This window comes from Leeia aquatica, assembly GCF_012641365.1.
Classification (GTDB): Bacteria; Pseudomonadota; Gammaproteobacteria; order Burkholderiales; family Leeiaceae; genus Leeia; species Leeia aquatica.
On the sequence record NZ_JABAIM010000002.1, the window covers coordinates 426,810 to 443,196 of the forward strand.

The following is a 16,387-nucleotide window of genomic DNA, read 5'->3' on the forward strand; positions in this document are numbered from 1 at the left end:
CAAGGCATGTGCACATCATGGCTCACCCTGACCGAATGGCCACTGCATCCTGCACCGCAATTGCTAGCATGACAGGGTAACCTTGCCCGTACCTTTAGATACCCGGAGCCCCCATGTCGAGCACAACCATCCCGTCTCAACTGATCATTGATCTGACACAGACTGATCTGCCTGTGGATACCCCGGTCTATGTTTATGTGCTAGGGCTGGTCGGCAGTCTCTACTACTACATGGACGCCAATGGTGCGCCACAGCTGATGTCGCTCAAAGACAACACGCAGACTGCAGGCACGTTTCCTGACATGAGCGAATTGAGCCCGGCAGCCCAGGATGCCTTGTCCATCAACTACCCGCTGGACTGGGCAGACTGGAGCATGGCCGTGAGCGTAGGCAGCAATCTGATCCTGCCACTGGGCAATATCAACACCACCACCATTCCCACCCTGGGTACAGGCACCCAGGCGTTCAGCGGCCGGGTGTATTTCTCGGTTGGCGTTCCCAGGCTGCCTTTTACGGTACAGGGCAGTGGCAACACCGTGACGGGCTATACCGCACCGGTGTTCGGCAACGGCACCGGCGTGGGGGGCTCGCTCTGCCTGTATGACTGGATTGAGTTCTCTTACGATAGTGAGGGCAATTTCAACGGCAACCCGACCCAGGTCAACCAGTTTGGCTTCCCGATCTGGCTGCAAGCCACACCGGTTGGCGAGTCCCCCTACCCCACCCAGGGTCAGTACAACACCAGTCGCGCCCATGTCCTGCAAGACATTGCCAACATGCCCTCGCCGTGTGGTGGCACGGCAGCCTTGCTTGCCCCGCCTGCAGCAGCCAGTGAGGCCTACCCCACCAGCATCACCTACCTGCGCGGCCTCTCGCCCGATACCCTGAGCGGCAGCAGCCAGCCACCGGCTACACTGAACGCTTACTTTGACACGGTCATCCAGCAAGCGGCTGTCGCCTGGCAAACCACACCGCTGGTCACGACAGACTTGAGCACGGGTAGCTATACCGGCGTGGCATATCCCTTGCAATATCCCAATGCCCCCACGGCCCCCACCGGCTATCCAGCGGGCGCACTGGCCTTCTACGCGGGCAGTTACACCATGGCCGAGCTGGTCACCGCGCTGCAAGCGACCCCGTCCCTGGCACCGGCGTTCTACATCTCGGCGGATAATGGTCTGCCCACCAGCAGCGCGGACATCTGGCAATGTGCCAATTCACTGGCGAGTGGTGGCACCGCCCAGCTGAATGTGGGAAAAATGCTGGCGGCCGCATTTAACCGTGGCATGATCATCAATGCGGCAGGTACGGTTACCACCAGCCTGGATGACAGCACCTGCGCCAGTGAGGCCAACCAGTTCTATGCAGACGGCACCTGCTACAACCCCTGGGCAGAAGCCTTCCATAGCTACAGCGCCAATGGCCTGGCCTACGGCTTTCCGTACGATGATGTCTGCGACCAGAATCCATCCGTACCGCCAGCAGGAGACAGTCTGGTGGCCAGTTTCGTACGCCTGACGCTAGGTCGCTTTTATCACTGAGGCACTCAGCGCGCTGTCCTGAGGAAATGCGGTCAGGCAGACCTCCCGCACGGCTTGCCGCAACCAGCGGTGCGCGGGGTCGGCCTCGAGACGTGGGTGCCAGAGCAGGGAAACGGTAAAGGCCGGCAGCTCAAATGGTAAAGGCAGCATCTGCATCCCTTCGCTCAAGGACAGGCTGTGTCGCTCCGGCACAGTGGCCACCAGATCGGTGCGCCGAGCCAGCGCCAGCGCAGTGGCAAAGCTGCTGACCACGGTGTGATGCTGGCGCTGCAGGCCATACTGCGCCAATGCGCTATCTACCTGCCCATGCAATTGCTGCCCCCGGGTAACCACCACGTGTGAAGCCGCGGCATAGCGCTCCGTGGTCAGCGGTTGTGCCAGCAACGGATGTCCGGCGCGGACGGCCACCACAAACCGATCCCGGAACAGGGACTGCACCCGAAGCTCGGGCGCTATGTCTTCCCCCACCACGCCCGTATCCAGGTCCACGCTACCGTCCCGCAACGCCGCACTGTTCCTGTCTACCTTGAGCATGAAATTCAGGCGAACACCGGGTGCTTGGGTGGCCAGATGCGCCAGCAAAGCGGGCCCGACCGCTTCCACAAAGCCCTCGCGACACCGCAGGGTAAAACTGCGCTGCAATTGCGCCAGCACCAGCGGACGTTCGGGACGCAGCGTCATCTCCACCTGCTGCGCCAGCAGTGCCACCGATTCCCGTAATGCCAAGGCACGCGGGGTCGGCACCAGCCCCCGCCCTGCCCGCACCAGTAGCGGGTCACCGGTGGTCTCGCGCAGCCGGGCCAGTGCCCTGCTCATGGCCGACGGGCTGAGATGCAAGGCGCGCGCAGCCCCTGCCACACTGCCCTCCCGCAGCAAGACATCCAGCGTATGCAGCAGGTTGTAATCCGGTGCGTTCATGCGACCTCAATGACATGGCGTTCAATGCACTTATTATGTGCAAACCATGCGTCTTCCGCCATCTATTGCCAGCCCCTACACTGCAGTCAAACCTTTTCATTACGCAGGAATCATCATGAACGAAACGTCCACCGCGCCGCCGATCCGGGGCATTCTGCTCAGCCTGTCGCTGGCCATGCTGCTCTCCTCTCTGGGTACCAGCATTGCCAATATCGGCCTGCCCACACTGGGGAAAGTGTTCTCTGCCCCCTTCCCGCAAGTACAGTGGGTGGTGCTGGCCTACCTGCTCAGCCTGACCAGCCTGGTCATCCTGGCCGGCCGACTGGGCGACTTGCTGGGCCGCCGCCGTCTGCTGCTGATCGGCCTCATCGTGTTCGCGCTGGCATCACTGCTGTGTGGACTGGCCCCCAGTCTGCCCTGGCTGATTGCCGCACGCGGTTTACAGGGCGCGGGCGCCGCCATTCTGCTGGCCCACACACTGGCGCTGGTTAGTGAAACGCTGCCCAAAGAACGCAGTGGCCGTGCCATGGGCCTGATGGGGACGCTCTCCGCCGTCGGCACCGCGCTGGGCCCGACGCTGGGAGGCAGTTTGATCGGTCACTTCGGCTGGCGAGGGCTGTTTCTGGTGCTGGTCCCGATCAGCGTGCTGACCTGGTTGCTGGCCCGGCATTACCTGCCGAAGCCTGTTGAACAGCACAAGACACCATTGCAGCTGGATTTAGCCGGCACCGCTGTGCTGATGATCGCGCTCAGTAGCTACGCACTGGCCATGACGCTGGGACGCGGCCATATGGGCCGCCTGAATCTGCTCTTGCTGGCGGTGGCGACCCTGGCGCTGGGCTTGTTCCTGCAGATTGAACGGCGCAGCAGCAGCCCGCTGGTGCCTTTGCGCATGCTGCGCAATACCCAGCTTTCCAGTGGTCTGCTGATGAGTGGATTGGTCTCTACGGTCATCATGTCGACCTTGGTGGTGGGTCCGTTCTATCTGAAACACGCGCTGAGCCTGCCGGATGGTCTGGCAGGGCTGGTGATGTCTTGTGGTCCGGTTGCTTCGGCCCTCAGCAGTAATCTGGCTGGCAGACTGGTAGACCGCTTCGGCAATCTGCGCATGACCCGGCTGGGGCTGACCGGCATGCTGACAGGCGGCATACTGCTCAGTGTGATCGCGCCTCACCCTTGGTTACCCGGCTATATGCTGTCCACAGTCCTGCTGACCGCCAGCTATGCCTTGTTCCAGACGGCCAATAACACGGGCGTCATGGCAAGCTCTGTGCCAAGCCAGCGCGGGGTGACCTCCGGCATGCTCAATCTGTCACGCAATCTGGGGTTGACCACCGGCACCGCGCTGCTGGGCACGGTATTTGCGGCAGGCAGCGGTAGCCTGGATATCAACCATGCCAGTGCGGTGCAGGTTGCACTGGGCATGCAGACCAGCTTCGCCGCAGCTTCAGGTTTGACCCTGCTGGCCTTGCTGCTGGCCTGGCGCATCCCTGCCGCACCCCGGACCGCTCAGGAAACCGGCCAGTAAAGCGCCCTCCGTCCGGCGAGGACCTCGGGGACCCACCTTGACGCGGCTTACTTGCCCTTGGGACGCGGCAGGCCCAGACCGCGCTTGTAGAACATGCCCATCGCGTACTGCTCATGCCCGCCGGCTTGCAGCGTGGTGGGTGCCGTAGGTGGCAGCATGGATGACGGGAGATGGAGGGGATTGGTGGATACGGCCTGCAGCACAGGGCATTCCCCTGTTGCGCTTGCCATACCAGTCTGCAGGCCAGTCGTCACCGGAGCAAGGACTTCCGGCTTGCTGGCCCACACTGCTGTGGTGAGGGACAGCCCCGCCAGCAGGGTTGCGGCGTGACGTTGACTGAGAATGCGCATGGGAATCCTGGCAACAAAGGCAATGAGATGGTTCAGAAATGTGCCCAACAATTGAGCCAGCATGATCATATCACCCCAATGTTAAGCAAACCTTAAATGACCATCTCACCAGTTAAGACATGGATCAGGGCATGCCGGAGTGACGCCGGGTTTGGAAAACCGCGAAAGCCGACACCCGCAAGCCTTTGAATAAACACTTCTCCCCCGGATTGTGTACACTGGCAGCCATGTTCAATCCAGCCTGCTCCACAAGAGCAGCAAGCCTTCCTGCATGGAGCCTGACGTATGCTGATTACCCATCTCGGCCATACCCCGACTGTCCACCCGGATGCCTGGGTGGCACCCAATGCCGTACTGTGTGGTGATGTGCATGTCGGGCCGGGTTGCCGCATCCTGTTCGGTGCGCAAATCATTGCCGAAGGGGGACGCATCAGTCTGGGGGAGCAGGTCATTGTCATGGAAAATGCGGTATTGCGCAGCAATGACCATCATCCGCTGACCATCGGCAATCATTGCCTGATCGGGCCGCAAGCGCATGTGGTCGGCTGCACCCTTGAGGATGAGGTCTTCATTGCCACCGGCTCTGCCATCTTCCACGGCGCTCACATCGGGCGCGGCAGTGAAGTGCGTATCCATGGTGTGGTTCACCTGAAAAGCACCTTGCCCCCTGGCAGCACGGTGCCGATTGGCTGGGTGGCTGTTGGTCAACCCGCTCGCATCCTGCCCCCGCACGAACACGAGGCTATCTGGGCGCAGCAAGGTCCGCTCAACTTCCCGCTGACGGTCTATGGCCTGCAACGCGAGGAAGCCAATATGGTGACGATCACCCGTGGGCTCTCCGAGCGGCTGGGGCGGCATTTGCATGACAGCACCCAGTGGGATGATCTGGTGCTGTAAGGGTTGTGGCAATCTGTCACACCCGCCTGGCCCCATTACAAGCCAATAGAAACAGTGTTTAATAATCAATGTGTTAAGCACGTTTCATTGACCGTCCCAGGCACACCTCACCCCTTGCGGCATAGTGTCGCAAGGGCTTGTCTCCTTGTGAGCCCTCTCTTACCCTGACCGCTCCCTTCCCCTGTCCACATTACAACGAGAGCGAGACAGATGAGCAGTCCCCGTAAAACCCCAAGCTTCTATACCGTTGCCTGGCGCTGGCATTTCTTTGCCGGGATGTTTGTGGTGCCCTTCATGCTGATGCTGGCCTGTACCGGCATCATCTATCTGTTCAAGCCTCAGCTGGATCAGTGGATGTATGGCGAGCTGCTGAACGTTCCTGCCAGCAACCAGCCCATGCACCCGGCAGATCATCTGGCAGGCTTGGTGCAGCAGCACTACCCGGGGGCAGCGTTGCTGAAGTATCAGCCGCCTGCCACCTCAACCAGCAGCAGCAAGCTGGTGATCCGTCATCAGGGGCAAAAGCTGGGCGTATATGTCGATCCATACCGGGCAACCCTGCTCGGCAGTCTGGACGAAAACAGTACGCTGCAAGCCGTGGTACTGAAACTGCATGGCGAACTGCTGATGGGCAAATCGGGGGACTTGCTGGTCGAGCTGGCTGCCAGTTGGGGTGTGGTCCTGCTGGTGTCGGGGCTGTATCTGTGGTGGCCGCGTGGCCGTGGCAAGCTGGCCGTATTCTGGCCGCGCTTCTCGGCGGGAGGCCGCACCCTGTGGCGAGACCTGCATGCGGTCACCGGCTTCTGGGGTGTCCTGTTTGTACTGTTCATGCTGTTCTCCGGCCTGACCTGGACCGGCTTCTGGGGTGAGAAGTTTGCTGCCGTATGGAGCCAGTTCCCGGCGCAGATGTGGGACGATGTGCCCAAATCGGACCGCAAGGCGATCACGCTAAACAGCACAGAAGACAAAGTGGTGCCGTGGGCGGTAGAGCAAACCCCCTTGCCCCGCTCCACCGGTAACCATGCAGAACACAACAACCAGGGTGCTAGCCCTGCCGTCAGCCCTGCGACCATTCGCCTGCAGCAGGTGGTCGACCTGGCCCAGACACTCAAGGTCGCACCCGGCTACGCCATTGCATTACCTGATGGCCCGGAAGGCGTTTATACCGTCTCGGTGTTTCCGAACGACCCACGTCAGGAAGCCACCCTGCATGTAGACCAGTACAGTGGCAAGGTGCTGGCGGACATCCGCTTCAAGGACTATGCCGCGGTACCCAAAGCGGTCGAATTCGGTGTTGCCCTGCACGAGGGTAAATTCTTTGGACTGGCCAACCAGCTGCTGATGCTCACCATTTGCTTGCTGATCATCTTCAGCTGCATCAGCGGCATCATCATGTGGATCAAGCGCAAGCCGGATGGCAAGCTGGGCGTGCCGGCCTCCCCTGCAGATACGCCACTGTGGAAAACCGCCCTGATCCTCATGCTGCTACTCGGCGCAGCGTTCCCGCTGGTGGGCGCCAGTTTCCTGCTGGTCCTGGCGCTGGATGCGCTGTGGCAACGCTTGCCGCGACGCGCTGCAGCCTGAGAACCCGTGTTGCCGGATTACTGCAAGCTGACCTGAAGGTCAGCTTGCCTAAGCGCCCCCGCATCAGGACAATGCGCCTCCCGGCCTACGAAATACCCGGACAGACCGGCCTTTCCTGCAATCCTTTGAGTAATTCATGTCCCAGTTCTCCCACGCCGTTGACCACTATTGGCAGCGTTGTCTGGCCCAGACAGCAGCGCACTCGCAGCAAGATTTTCTGTCCATCAACCCACATCTGCCCGAGGGGCGGGAGATCATGCTGCTGAAGCGTGATACACACACCCGGGCCGTTGTGACGCCGGAATGGGCAGCCCGACTGGCACTTGCCCCGCACCCGATTCACGATGAAACCGAATTTCGTCAGCGCTTGGCCGCGCACGGTGCCCATCTGCACGGGGCCGACTGGCTGCACTACTTTACCGAAGCTGACCAAGCCCGACTGCTGCAGGAAACAACGCCCGCACATATCCGCCCCTTGAGCCAGGCCGACCAGACTGCCTTCAACCAATTCCAGTCCCTGGCTTCTGAAGCCGATCTGGATGCGGCCTGGGTAGAGCTGGATCACTGGTCAGTCTGGGGCGCTTTTGTCGGACCACAGCTGGTGTGTGCGGCCAGCATGTATGTGTGGCCGGATAGCCCACTGGCCGATACCGGGGTGCTGACCCTTCCGGCGCACCGGGGCCAAGGATTTGCCCGCGACGTGATCCGCGCCATCAGCCGCCATGCCTGCCAGCAAGGGTTTGAGCCGCAATACCGCTGTCAGCTGGATCATGTCAGCTCTGCGGCCGTCGCGCGCGCAGCCGGCATGCGCTGTTATGGCAGCTGGGAAGTCCTCAGCACAGATGACTGACGGCAAACGTTGTGCCGGTCAGACAGGCGCGATGACAATTGTATGAATGCCTCTTGCTTCACGGCACCGACGTGATACAGTTCCCGGCGCGGAATGGACGAAGCACTGCCACGGCAGTGACATCCGCCTGAAGGCGGGGCAACCTGCCTTCAGTCTGAATTTCCGGCCCTGACTGTCCATAGCCTCGCAGAAGGCTGATGGCGGGGTGCGGGCGCGATCAGTCAGGGAGCTCGCCACACATGGCGAGTCACATGGGCAGGAGACATCATGTCCTCGTTGCAGCAAACCCGGCGCCAGCTGCTACGCGCAGCCATGCTGGGCGTTCTGGCGATCGGTCTGGCAGGTTGTGGCGCCAATCAAGTTCCCGTATCCAGCAACACCGATGCCGTACAGGCCGCACTGAAGCAGGGCAAAGGCGTACTGGTCGCCCGCAAGACCACGCTGGATTTCTATACAGCTTCGCATGAAATGCTGACCCTGCCGGGGGATGCGCGCCCAGCGCTGACGTACTGGCTGCACCGCGACAGCAAGAAACCGCTGGTACTGGGCGCCTGGACCTCCAGCGAAGGCCATGGCAAGCGCTTCGTTGGCAACGCGGATTACTACATTCTGGAACCCGGTTTTTATGACCTGGTCGGCTTTGCCCGCAAGACTAGAAACAATGACACGGTGCGTAACCTGCAGCGCGCGCGCACCTCATTACAGTCCACATTAGGCTTTGTACAGTTCTCCCGCACGACCCTGCCGCACATGGAGCAGTACAAGGAGTGGATCCCGCCCTCCTATGCAGGTGCCACGGTCAACGGCAATATGATCACCCATTGGTATGACCCCGGCTACTATGCGGATGCAACACGCGAAGTGCAGGGCGACGCCATTTTCATCGACTTCCGTGGCGTCATCCCCTACGACAAGAGCGGCAAGGGCAATCTGGCCAGCTTCTACATCAAGCCCGGGCAATTGCTGACGATCGGGGACTTTGATGTCGCCTACACCAATGGCCCAGCAGAAACACCTCGTCCTGAGGTCTGGGTCAGCCCACTGGAAAGCATTACCTACTATTTCAACCCACAGCCACAACATGCCGAGTTGCAGCAGGTGATGACGCAAATGGGTTATCCCGCCAATCTGGTGCAGCAAGTCGGGACAGCCGTACCGATTCCTGGCATGTTTTTTCAAAACATGAAGCCTATTGGTGCCAATCCACCGGGCATGGGCATGCTGACAGACAAGCTCTATTACCTTAGCGTGACCGCCAAATCACGGGTGCTGACGCCGCACTAAGTCTCAGCGGGAGGTGAACCAACGCGCAGGGGTCACCCCAAGCGCACGCTGAAACATGCTGATGAACGCACTGGGAGTGGCATAGCCCAGTGCGTCCGCCACCTGCGCCACCCTTTCTCCATTCGACAAGCGCTCCAGCGCCTGCACCAGTCGGGCCTGCTGCCGCCACTGGGCAAAACTGAGCCCGGTTTCCTGCTGAAACAAGCGCGTGATGGTGCGCGCGGACAGCCCGGCCCACTGCGCCCATGCCTCCAGCGTACGGCTATCCTCGAGCCTCAATAGCAATGCGTTGACGATCTTCAGCAGACGGCGATCCTGCGGCATCGGCAGGTGTAGCGCCTCCTGCGGCGCCTGTTGCAATTCATCGAGCAGCACGGCCTGTAAACGCAGTTGCGCTACATCCAGCTCCGCTTGATGCAGCCAGCGGGTGGCCCGGTCTACCAAGGCCCGCAGCAGGGGATTGACGGCCAGCACACATGGGGTCCGTGGCAGCTCGACCGCCAGATCCGGCGTAATCAGCACATTCCAGCCCCGGTGAGCACCGCTCAGCCGTGCCCTGTGGGGTACATCCGGCGGCATCCAGCCCGCCCGGTGCGGTGGCATCACCCATGCCCCATGCGGTGTTTCCACTTGCACCAGGCCATCCTCCACACAGAATAACTGCCCGCGCACATGCTGGTGCCAGCCGGTTTCCCGGTTACCCAGCTGGAAGTCGCTGCTGGCGGTATCGTCACCCCAAACCGCCAGAATGGCCGGGCCGTCGCGGCGTTCGCTGGCCTCCTGCAACCAGCGGTTGGGGCTGGGGGCATCACCCAGATGCATCATGTCCAAAATTCCGTATTTTCGATCACAATCACGTTATCACGAAACCCAAGTGGACACCTAGACTGGAGGCCTGATTCCACCACCGGAGACTTTCCCATGACCACTTCCCCTCCCCTGATCCGGTCGGGCCTGCCCGCCTGGCTCCTGATTGCCACCGCCTGCCTTGCCTCGTGCATGGTGGTGATGGATGGCGCCATTGTGAACGTTGCCCTGCCAGCCATGCAGCAGGCCTTGCACCTCAGCGCACTGGCGCAGCAGTGGATTGTGGATGCCTATTTGCTGACTCTGGGCGGCTTCATGCTGCTGGCAGCCCGAGTTGGCGATCTCTATGGCCGCCGCCGCACCCTGCTGGCCGGGCTGGCGCTGTTCACCCTCGCCAGCCTGGCCGGGGGGCTGGCAGAGAGCGGCGTCACATTGCTGATCGCCCGCGCCGTACAGGGGATAGGGGCCTCGGTACTGGCCACCTCCTCGATGACCCTGATCGTCGCTGCCACCCAGCACGACAAGCAAGCACGCGCCAAGGCCCTCTCGCTGTGGGCAGCCTTCAATTCGGCGGGCTTTGCCCTTGGGGCCGTACTGGGCGGCATTCTGACAGCACGCTATGGCTGGCAAGCGGTGATGTTCGTTAACGTGCCCATCGGCGCACTGTTGATTCTGGCAAGCCTGACTTGCCTGCAAACCACACCCGTGCAGCGCAGTCCGCTGGACTGGGCGGGTGCACTCACCGCCACCTTGGGCAGCAGCAGCCTGATTTATGGACTATCACAAGCCGCTCAGCTGGGTTGGGCCAGCCTGGAAGTATGGGGGAGCTTGCTCGCGGGTGCCGCCTTGCTGATCGGCTTTGTACAGATCGAGCGCCGCAGCCCAGCCCCTCTGCTGCGCTTGTCCCTGTTCAAGATGCCCAATCAGGCCCGGGGCAATCTGGTAATGATGAGTCTGGGTGGCACACTGGCGGCGACCGTCTTCTTGCTCTCCACCCAGCTGCAACAACTGGGGCATTACTCAGCAGAAGCGGCCGGGCTGGCCTTGCTGCCTTTCGGCGTGATGCTGGCTGTCGCACGCTTGCTGTTCAACCAGCGAGCCGCCAGCGGCCAGGCCCACCGCTTCCCGCTGTATGGCAGCCTGCTGGCCAGTGCCGCCCTGCTGTGGCTGGCCACCCTACCGGCTCATCCGGACTTCTGGCTGCACCTGCTGCCCCCCACTTTGCTGTTGGGCTTTGGCTTGGGCATGGTGGTACTGACCGCCATGCAGAATCTGACGGCGGGTATCTCACAGCAGGATGCCGGGCTGGTGTCTGGCGTAGCCAACAGCGCCCGGCAATTGGGTGGTGCTTTGGGTGTAGCACTGGCAGCAACTTTGCTGCGCAGTTCAGGCCAGTTTTCTGAGTACACACACTTGCAGCATTACCACCACGCTTTCATTGCGGTTGCCGTGTTGAGCTTGCTGTGCGGCCTGCTCTCTGTTCGGCGTACCCCAGCCCCGGCGGTTCAGCCGGTACGATGATCATTCAAACGTCGTGGCGCCCTTGCCTTGCCCGGCATCTCTGTCAATACTGATGGCATGCTCCCGCGCTCGACGTTTCCTTTGCTGATTGCGCTGACCAGCCTGCCCTGCCTGCTGGTTGGTGCACCCTCGCATGCGCTGACCCTGCAATCCGACTTGATTCAACTGGAACCCTGGACCATCAGCACCACCAATGCCCAAGGGCAGGAAAAACTGATCGGCGCCCTGCCAGATCTGTTGGATGAATTCGAGCGTCGCAGTGGCTACAAAGTCAACCGGCGCATCACCCCTTATGCCCGTGTTGAAGCGGATCTGGAAGGCGGATTAATCGACTTCTCGGTCATGGCCTGGGGGCCAGCACGCGCACGTTATGCCAATCGTGGTACCGACTTCGGCCCACTGGATTTTGGGGTTTACTTTGCCAAAGGTACTACCGCCCAAAAATACGAAGACCTGTATCCCCTACCGTTGTGCACCCCACTCGGGCTAAAAGTTGATCCGCGATACGATATTGACCCAGCAATGCAAAAAGACCTGAGCGTTGACTACACCACCTGCGTCAAAAAGGTTGTCGCCAAGCATGGCAGCGTAGGTGTCGCCGGCTCACTGGGCACCATCGATGTCATTATCGACAAGCTGAATGTTCGCAAATTCTTTGGTGAACGTTTCCTTTTCCGTGTAACCACCCTTTCCGTTTCCTGGTCACAACGTGCCCCCAACAATCCGGAAGAAGCCCGGGTCAACGCCATTTTCAAAGGCATGGTGGAAGATGGCACTTACGAGCGCATCACCCGCAAGTGGTTTGGCAAGCACCTCAGCTATTTCCCCCGTGCCACATCACCCTCCACCAAACCTGCCCGCAAACCCGCCTCCCGCTGATCGGCCAAGTATTGCAAAAACGCCTCGGCCAGTAGTGAACGTCGTTTCCCCTGCAAGCTAACGATGAACCAGTTGGCATGAATGGGAAAGTGCTCTACCGGCAGTACCACCAGACCATCATCGGCGACATGCTCGCCCAAGGCATGACGGGAGAGCACGGCCAGCCCCAAACCGCCTGCGACCGCCTGCTTGATGGCCTCATTGCTGCCCAGCTCCATCCGCACTCTGGGACGGAAACCATGTGCGGCAAAGTGGGCATCCCCCGCCAGACGGGTACCTGATCCCGGTTCACGCAGGATGAAACGCTCCTCAGCCAATGCGCTCAGTGGCAAGCTTGAGGCCGAGGCCAGCGAGTGATTGCGGGCTGCCACCAGCAACAAGGGGTTAGGCAGAAAGGACTGCTGATCAATGGGCAAGTCTTGCGGGGGCAAGGACATGATGCACAGGTCGTCACGGTTTTCGCGCAGGCGCTGCACCACCCCGTCCCGATTCAGCACTTCCAGCGCAATATCTACCTCCGGGTAGCGGGCGCAGAAGCCCCCCAGCAAGCGCGGCATAAAATACTTGGCCGTACTCACCACCGCCACCCGCAGCCGCCCCCGGGTCAACCCGCGCAGGCCGTCGATGCGCTGACCGAAGGCCGCCCATTCTTCACTCATCGCACGAGCCGTGCGTGCCAGCTCCTCACCCGCGGCGGTCAAGGACAAACGCTTGCTGACCACCTCATACAGCGGCATACCCACTGCCTCGGTCAGCTCTTTCAGCTGCATGGATACCGTGGGCTGGGTGACATGGCAACGCCGTGCCGCGGCACTCACGCTGCCCGTGTCCACCACGGCCAGAAAAACCTGCAATTGCCGGAATGTCACATTCATCAGTATTTATCTATGCATACTCAATGAATAATTGATTTTACAGCATGAAAGCGCATGCCTACCATCCGCGACACCTCATGTGAAAGCCACACGATGACCAGCCTGCTCGACCCCGCCATCCTGTTTTTTGTGTTCGGCATCTGTGCCGGCTTGCTGAAATCCAACCTCGACATTCCGCTGCCGATCAGCCGCTTCTTGTCGCTGTATCTGTTAATGGCACTCGGCCTGAAAGGGGGCTTCGCGCTGGCCAAAAGTGGCCTGACACTGGAGATCGCCAGCAGTCTGGGGGCTGCGGTACTGCTTGCCCTCCTCATCCCGCTACTGGCCTACCCTTTGCTGCGGCGGCTGGTACCTGGCTGGGATGCCGCAGCACTGGCGGCGACCTATGGCTCCGTCAGCGCGGTGACCTTCATCACCGCTACCCAATACCTGGACCAGCACCAGCTCAGTTATGGGGGTCACATGGCCGCCGCCATGGCCCTGATGGAATCTCCGGCGATCCTGCTCGCAGTACTATTGGCCAACCGCTTGCGGCGAGAACAGGGAGGTGCCCAGGCGGGCCACAGCCTGCGCGCCTTGCTGCATGAATCGTTCACTGATGGCGCCCAGATGCTGCTGATCGGCGCCATGCTGGTGGGCCTGCTGACGGGTGCGGCTGGACAAGCCGCCATGCAGCCCTTCTCCGGCGACCTGTTCAAAGGCATGCTGTCCTTCTTCCTGCTCGACATGGGCCTACTGGCCGCCCGCAACCTGCCGCAGCTGCATGGCATTTCACCGTGGCTGATGGCTTACGCCATCGGCGCCCCGCTATGCCATGCCACGCTCGCGCTGTTACTCGCCAAGCTGCTGGGCCTGTCTGCCGGTGACGGCGGCCTGCTGATGGTGCTGGCGGCCAGCGCTTCCTACATCGCCGTCCCCGCCGTGCTGCGCGAAGCCATCCCCGAAGCCCGGCCCGCGCTCTACTTTGGCCTCTCGCTCGGGCTCACCTTCCCGTTCAACATCCTGCTCGGCATCCCGCTCTACCTGCAAACCGCACAACGGCTGCTGTGAGCTTGACGACGCCCCATCTGGACGGCAGGATGCTACGCTGAGATTTCCAAAGACACTTGCATGACAGATCATGACCCTTGGCAACCACCGCAGAGTATCCTCATCTGCAAAGCCGCCATTAGTCCTTGGGCAGATGGCTCGCGTGCCAGTGCCGTTCTGGCTTGTCTGACTGGCGGTTTGCTGCTGGCATTGTGTTATGCCGCACTGTTAAGCGGAGGGCAAAAGGTCTATCTCATTGTGTGGTGGGGCATGCAGGGTGTCGCCTCCCTCTTGCTAGGTTATGGGGTTGCGCTCAGAAAGCTGCCCTGCGCTGCCTCATTAACCCTGATGCAGGGCGGCATCCTGCTTTATCAGCTGCTTACCCCGCAACCGAATACATTCATGCTCATGGTCAATGGGGTCTTACTACTCATACATGCGATTGGCTGGCGTGGTTGTCATCTGTATCGTCAAACCTTGAACCGTCGGTAATTTTGCCATGTCCACCAATCCCTGGCAGGCCCCGCAAAGCACGCTGGCTCGCCCAGAGCAGGCCGCTTGGTACACGTACCTTCCCTTGCTCAGTGCCGTCGTAGCCTGCGCCGGTGGCGGTGGTTTGCTGACATTGATGCTATTTCCTGCCAGCCTGGGTCTGCACTGGGCACTGGTGGGCTTGGGCGGGATGGCCTTGATTCTGCTGGGTTATGCGGTCTCCGGGTGCCATTGGCCGTCTGCGGCCATGCTGGTCTTGTTGCATGCCGTCGCCTTGGGCATGCAGGTCCGTGCGCCGCCGACAAACCAGCTCACCTGTCTGGTGCTGGCGGCTTTGCTGCTGCTTCATGGCTTGAGCGGGTGGGCATGCTGGCGACAGCGTCACACCCGCCCGACCTCTCAGGCCAGTGCCACGGAAGCAGGTTGAGTCCGCTCCGTTCGTACCGGCAGAAACTGCACGACGCCAAACAGTACCTCAAACACCGTAAAGCCCAGCAGCAAGGTACTGGCTCCCTGATACACCGCATACAGCTGCCAGCAGCTGAACAGCACGCGAGAAACGCCATCCAGCCGCCCCAGCAGCACGGAGGAGGCCAGCAAGCGCGCCAGAGACCACACCAGCACCACTGAGCCCAGCAGGGTGGCAAACAGGACATGCTGGATGTCCAGTGGCAGCCAGACGCCACTCAGCCCGAGCTGGACATGGAACTGCCCCAACAGGCCATGCACCCAGCGAAAACTCCAGGGTGTTACAAATAGCAGGATCACGCCCAGGTCATACCAGGCACTGGCACGCATCAGGGTGAGATAACGGGATTGACTGACCATGACGACACTCCTCACGAAAAAGTGCACACAGCGTAAACCTTGAAGTAAACTACAAGGTCAAGCTCTTCATGGTGTGATCGGCCCCAATGAAAATCGGCATGTTGGCGCAAGCCACCGGCGTCAGCCGCGAAACCCTGCGTTTTTATGAACAGCGTGGCCTGCTGCGCGCCAGCCGGCTGGGTAACGGTTACCGGGACTACCCGCAGGCCAGCGTGCTGCTGGTACAGTACATTCGTAATGCGCAGCGACTCGGCTTCACCCTGGCCGAGATCAGCGCACGCCTGCCGGACATCTGGGATGCGCCCGACCCGGCTCAGAAGGTGATGGAGGTCTTGCAACTCAAGCTGCAAGAGCTGGACCAGCGCATCCTTGCCCTGCAAACCTTACGTCAGCAATTGGCGCATGAAATCGTGCAGCAATGCCCGCTGTTGGGTGAGCGCACGCAAGCCCCCGCCACCTGCCCGCCAGGATGGGCCCAACAATGACCCTGTTTGCCCTGCGTGCCGACATCACCACCTTGCCGGTGGAGGCGATTGTGAACGCCGCCAACTCGTCCTTGCTGGGTGGCGGTGGTGTGGATGGTGCCATCCACCGGGCCGCAGGGCCGGACCTGCTGCATGAATGCCGCCTGCTGGGCGGCTGCAAAACCGGGCAGGCCAAGCTGACCCAAGGCTACCGTTTACCCGCCCGCTACATTATCCATACCGTGGGTCCGGTCTGGCGTGGCGGCGAGCAGGGGGAGCCCGCATTACTGGCCAGTTGTTACCGCAACAGCCTGCAGCTGGCCGCCGCACACGGCGTTCGCACGCTGGCGTTTCCAGGCATCAGCACCGGTATCTACGGCTATCCGGTATCGGCAGCGGCTGAGATTGCCATTGCGGTGTCACAGGCCTTTTTGTCCACCGCCACTCAAGCGATGGACATCACCTTCTGCTGTTTTTCCGCGCAGGACCTGGCTATTTACCAGCGCCTGCTGCAGGGCGGTGAGCCTGCCACCCCCTAGC

General features: G+C 61.1%; 18 protein-coding genes. 13 read left to right on the top strand and 5 right to left on the bottom strand.

The window, feature by feature from the left end:
• Nucleotides 1–113: 113 nt before the first annotated feature.
• Complete coding sequence (locus HF682_RS11130) at nt 114–1,541, top strand: beta-1,3-glucanase family protein (protein WP_168877360.1); 1,428 nt, start codon at nt 114–116, stop codon at nt 1,539–1,541.
• Here HF682_RS11130 and HF682_RS11135 read toward each other — a convergent pair.
• Nucleotides 1,521–2,459, bottom strand: coding sequence for a LysR family transcriptional regulator (locus tag HF682_RS11135; protein WP_168877361.1), 939 nt, complete (start codon nt 2,457–2,459; stop codon nt 1,521–1,523). The genes HF682_RS11130 and HF682_RS11135 overlap by 21 nt on opposite strands.
• Nucleotides 2,460–2,574: 115 nt before the next feature.
• On the opposite strand from HF682_RS11135, the gene HF682_RS11140 reads away from it, so the two are divergent.
• Entirely contained in the window at nt 2,575–3,987 is a 1,413-nt protein-coding gene (locus HF682_RS11140) for an MFS transporter (RefSeq protein ID WP_205882032.1), read from the top strand.
• A gap of 47 nt (nt 3,988–4,034) precedes the next feature.
• Here the strand turns inward: HF682_RS11140 and HF682_RS11145 are convergent, their stop codons facing one another.
• Nucleotides 4,035–4,337 (bottom strand): hypothetical protein, encoded by a 303-nt coding sequence (locus tag HF682_RS11145; RefSeq protein ID WP_168877363.1) that lies wholly within the window; start codon nt 4,335–4,337, stop codon nt 4,035–4,037.
• Nucleotides 4,338–4,622: 285 nt separating this feature from the next.
• Here HF682_RS11145 and HF682_RS11150 point away from each other — a divergent pair, with 285 nt between their 5' ends.
• The 4 genes from HF682_RS11150 (at nt 4,623) to HF682_RS11165 (ending at nt 8,952) form a co-directional block, all read left to right on the top strand.
• The gene (locus tag HF682_RS11150) at nt 4,623–5,234 is read left to right on the top strand and encodes a gamma carbonic anhydrase family protein (RefSeq protein ID WP_168877364.1); all 612 of its coding nucleotides are present in this window, start codon (nt 4,623–4,625) and stop codon (nt 5,232–5,234) included.
• A 210-nt stretch (nt 5,235–5,444) separates the two neighbouring features.
• Nucleotides 5,445–6,818: a PepSY-associated TM helix domain-containing protein gene (locus tag HF682_RS11155; protein ID WP_168877365.1), complete on the top strand. Its 1,374-nt coding sequence runs from the start codon at nt 5,445–5,447 to the stop codon at nt 6,816–6,818.
• Between the two features lie 136 nt (nt 6,819–6,954).
• Nucleotides 6,955–7,668: a GNAT family N-acetyltransferase gene (locus HF682_RS11160; RefSeq protein WP_168877366.1), complete on the top strand. Its 714-nt coding sequence runs from the start codon at nt 6,955–6,957 to the stop codon at nt 7,666–7,668.
• 267 nt (nt 7,669–7,935) lie between these two features.
• Complete coding sequence (locus HF682_RS11165; RefSeq protein WP_168877367.1) at nt 7,936–8,952, top strand: hypothetical protein; 1,017 nt, start codon at nt 7,936–7,938, stop codon at nt 8,950–8,952.
• Between the two features lie 3 nt (nt 8,953–8,955).
• Here the strand turns inward: HF682_RS11165 and HF682_RS11170 are convergent, their stop codons facing one another.
• Nucleotides 8,956–9,777, bottom strand: coding sequence for an AraC family transcriptional regulator (locus HF682_RS11170; RefSeq protein ID WP_240947232.1), 822 nt, complete (start codon nt 9,775–9,777; stop codon nt 8,956–8,958).
• Nucleotides 9,778–9,873: 96 nt separating this feature from the next.
• Between HF682_RS11170 and HF682_RS11175 the strand changes: the two genes are divergently transcribed.
• Both HF682_RS11175 and HF682_RS11180 read left to right on the top strand, forming a co-directional pair.
• Entirely contained in the window at nt 9,874–11,280 is a 1,407-nt protein-coding gene (locus tag HF682_RS11175) for an MFS transporter (RefSeq protein ID WP_168877368.1), read from the top strand.
• A 156-nt stretch (nt 11,281–11,436) separates the two neighbouring features.
• Entirely contained in the window at nt 11,437–12,159 is a 723-nt protein-coding gene (locus tag HF682_RS11180) for a substrate-binding periplasmic protein (protein ID WP_168877369.1), read from the top strand.
• Here the strand turns inward: HF682_RS11180 and HF682_RS11185 are convergent.
• Nucleotides 12,099–13,034, bottom strand: a complete 936-nt coding sequence (locus HF682_RS11185) for a LysR family transcriptional regulator (protein WP_168877370.1) — start codon at nt 13,032–13,034, stop codon at nt 12,099–12,101. The genes HF682_RS11180 and HF682_RS11185 overlap by 61 nt on opposite strands.
• Nucleotides 13,035–13,088: 54 nt before the next feature.
• On the opposite strand from HF682_RS11185, the gene HF682_RS11190 reads away from it, so the two are divergent.
• The 3 genes from HF682_RS11190 to HF682_RS11200 are packed head-to-tail and all read left to right on the top strand — an operon-like array spanning nt 13,089 to nt 14,982.
• Nucleotides 13,089–14,084, top strand: a complete 996-nt coding sequence (locus tag HF682_RS11190; protein ID WP_205882033.1) for a sodium-dependent bicarbonate transport family permease — start codon at nt 13,089–13,091, stop codon at nt 14,082–14,084.
• A gap of 60 nt (nt 14,085–14,144) precedes the next feature.
• On the top strand, nt 14,145–14,555 hold the full coding sequence (locus HF682_RS11195; RefSeq protein ID WP_168877371.1) for a hypothetical protein: 411 nt from the start codon (nt 14,145–14,147) through the stop codon (nt 14,553–14,555).
• Nucleotides 14,556–14,562: 7 nt separating this feature from the next.
• Nucleotides 14,563–14,982, top strand: coding sequence for a hypothetical protein (locus HF682_RS11200; protein WP_168877372.1), 420 nt, complete (start codon nt 14,563–14,565; stop codon nt 14,980–14,982).
• Here the strand turns inward: HF682_RS11200 and HF682_RS11205 are convergent.
• Entirely contained in the window at nt 14,955–15,383 is a 429-nt protein-coding gene (locus HF682_RS11205; protein ID WP_168877373.1) for a hypothetical protein, read from the bottom strand. The two genes, HF682_RS11200 and HF682_RS11205, sit on opposite strands and share 28 nt — an antisense overlap.
• 98 nt (nt 15,384–15,481) lie before the next feature.
• Here HF682_RS11205 and HF682_RS11210 point away from each other — a divergent pair, with 98 nt between their 5' ends.
• On the top strand, nt 15,482–15,868 hold the full coding sequence (locus tag HF682_RS11210; protein WP_205882034.1) for a MerR family transcriptional regulator: 387 nt from the start codon (nt 15,482–15,484) through the stop codon (nt 15,866–15,868).
• Nucleotides 15,865–16,386 carry an O-acetyl-ADP-ribose deacetylase gene (locus tag HF682_RS11215; protein ID WP_168877375.1) on the top strand — a complete coding sequence of 174 codons (522 nt, stop codon included), beginning with the start codon at nt 15,865–15,867 and terminating at the stop codon, nt 16,384–16,386. The genes HF682_RS11210 and HF682_RS11215 overlap by 4 nt, the downstream gene beginning before the upstream one ends.
• Nucleotide 16,387: the final 1 nt, after the last annotated feature.

Coding starts and splice junctions, on each gene's coding strand:
- HF682_RS11130 (WP_168877360.1), top strand. CDS start 114: ATGTCGAGCACAACCATCCCGTCTCAACTGATCATTGATCTGACACAG.
- HF682_RS11135 (WP_168877361.1), bottom strand. CDS start 2,459: ATGAACGCACCGGATTACAACCTGCTGCATACGCTGGATGTCTTGCTG.
- HF682_RS11140 (WP_205882032.1), top strand. CDS start 2,575: ATGAACGAAACGTCCACCGCGCCGCCGATCCGGGGCATTCTGCTCAGC.
- HF682_RS11145 (WP_168877363.1), bottom strand. CDS start 4,337: ATGCGCATTCTCAGTCAACGTCACGCCGCAACCCTGCTGGCGGGGCTG.
- HF682_RS11150 (WP_168877364.1), top strand. CDS start 4,623: ATGCTGATTACCCATCTCGGCCATACCCCGACTGTCCACCCGGATGCC.
- HF682_RS11155 (WP_168877365.1), top strand. CDS start 5,445: ATGAGCAGTCCCCGTAAAACCCCAAGCTTCTATACCGTTGCCTGGCGC.
- HF682_RS11160 (WP_168877366.1), top strand. CDS start 6,955: ATGTCCCAGTTCTCCCACGCCGTTGACCACTATTGGCAGCGTTGTCTG.
- HF682_RS11165 (WP_168877367.1), top strand. CDS start 7,936: ATGTCCTCGTTGCAGCAAACCCGGCGCCAGCTGCTACGCGCAGCCATG.
- HF682_RS11170 (WP_240947232.1), bottom strand. CDS start 9,777: ATGATGCATCTGGGTGATGCCCCCAGCCCCAACCGCTGGTTGCAGGAG.
- HF682_RS11175 (WP_168877368.1), top strand. CDS start 9,874: ATGACCACTTCCCCTCCCCTGATCCGGTCGGGCCTGCCCGCCTGGCTC.
- HF682_RS11185 (WP_168877370.1), bottom strand. CDS start 13,034: ATGAATGTGACATTCCGGCAATTGCAGGTTTTTCTGGCCGTGGTGGAC.
- HF682_RS11190 (WP_205882033.1), top strand. CDS start 13,089: ATGCCTACCATCCGCGACACCTCATGTGAAAGCCACACGATGACCAGC.
- HF682_RS11195 (WP_168877371.1), top strand. CDS start 14,145: ATGACAGATCATGACCCTTGGCAACCACCGCAGAGTATCCTCATCTGC.
- HF682_RS11200 (WP_168877372.1), top strand. CDS start 14,563: ATGTCCACCAATCCCTGGCAGGCCCCGCAAAGCACGCTGGCTCGCCCA.
- HF682_RS11205 (WP_168877373.1), bottom strand. CDS start 15,383: ATGGTCAGTCAATCCCGTTATCTCACCCTGATGCGTGCCAGTGCCTGG.
- HF682_RS11210 (WP_205882034.1), top strand. CDS start 15,482: ATGTTGGCGCAAGCCACCGGCGTCAGCCGCGAAACCCTGCGTTTTTAT.
- HF682_RS11215 (WP_168877375.1), top strand. CDS start 15,865: ATGACCCTGTTTGCCCTGCGTGCCGACATCACCACCTTGCCGGTGGAG.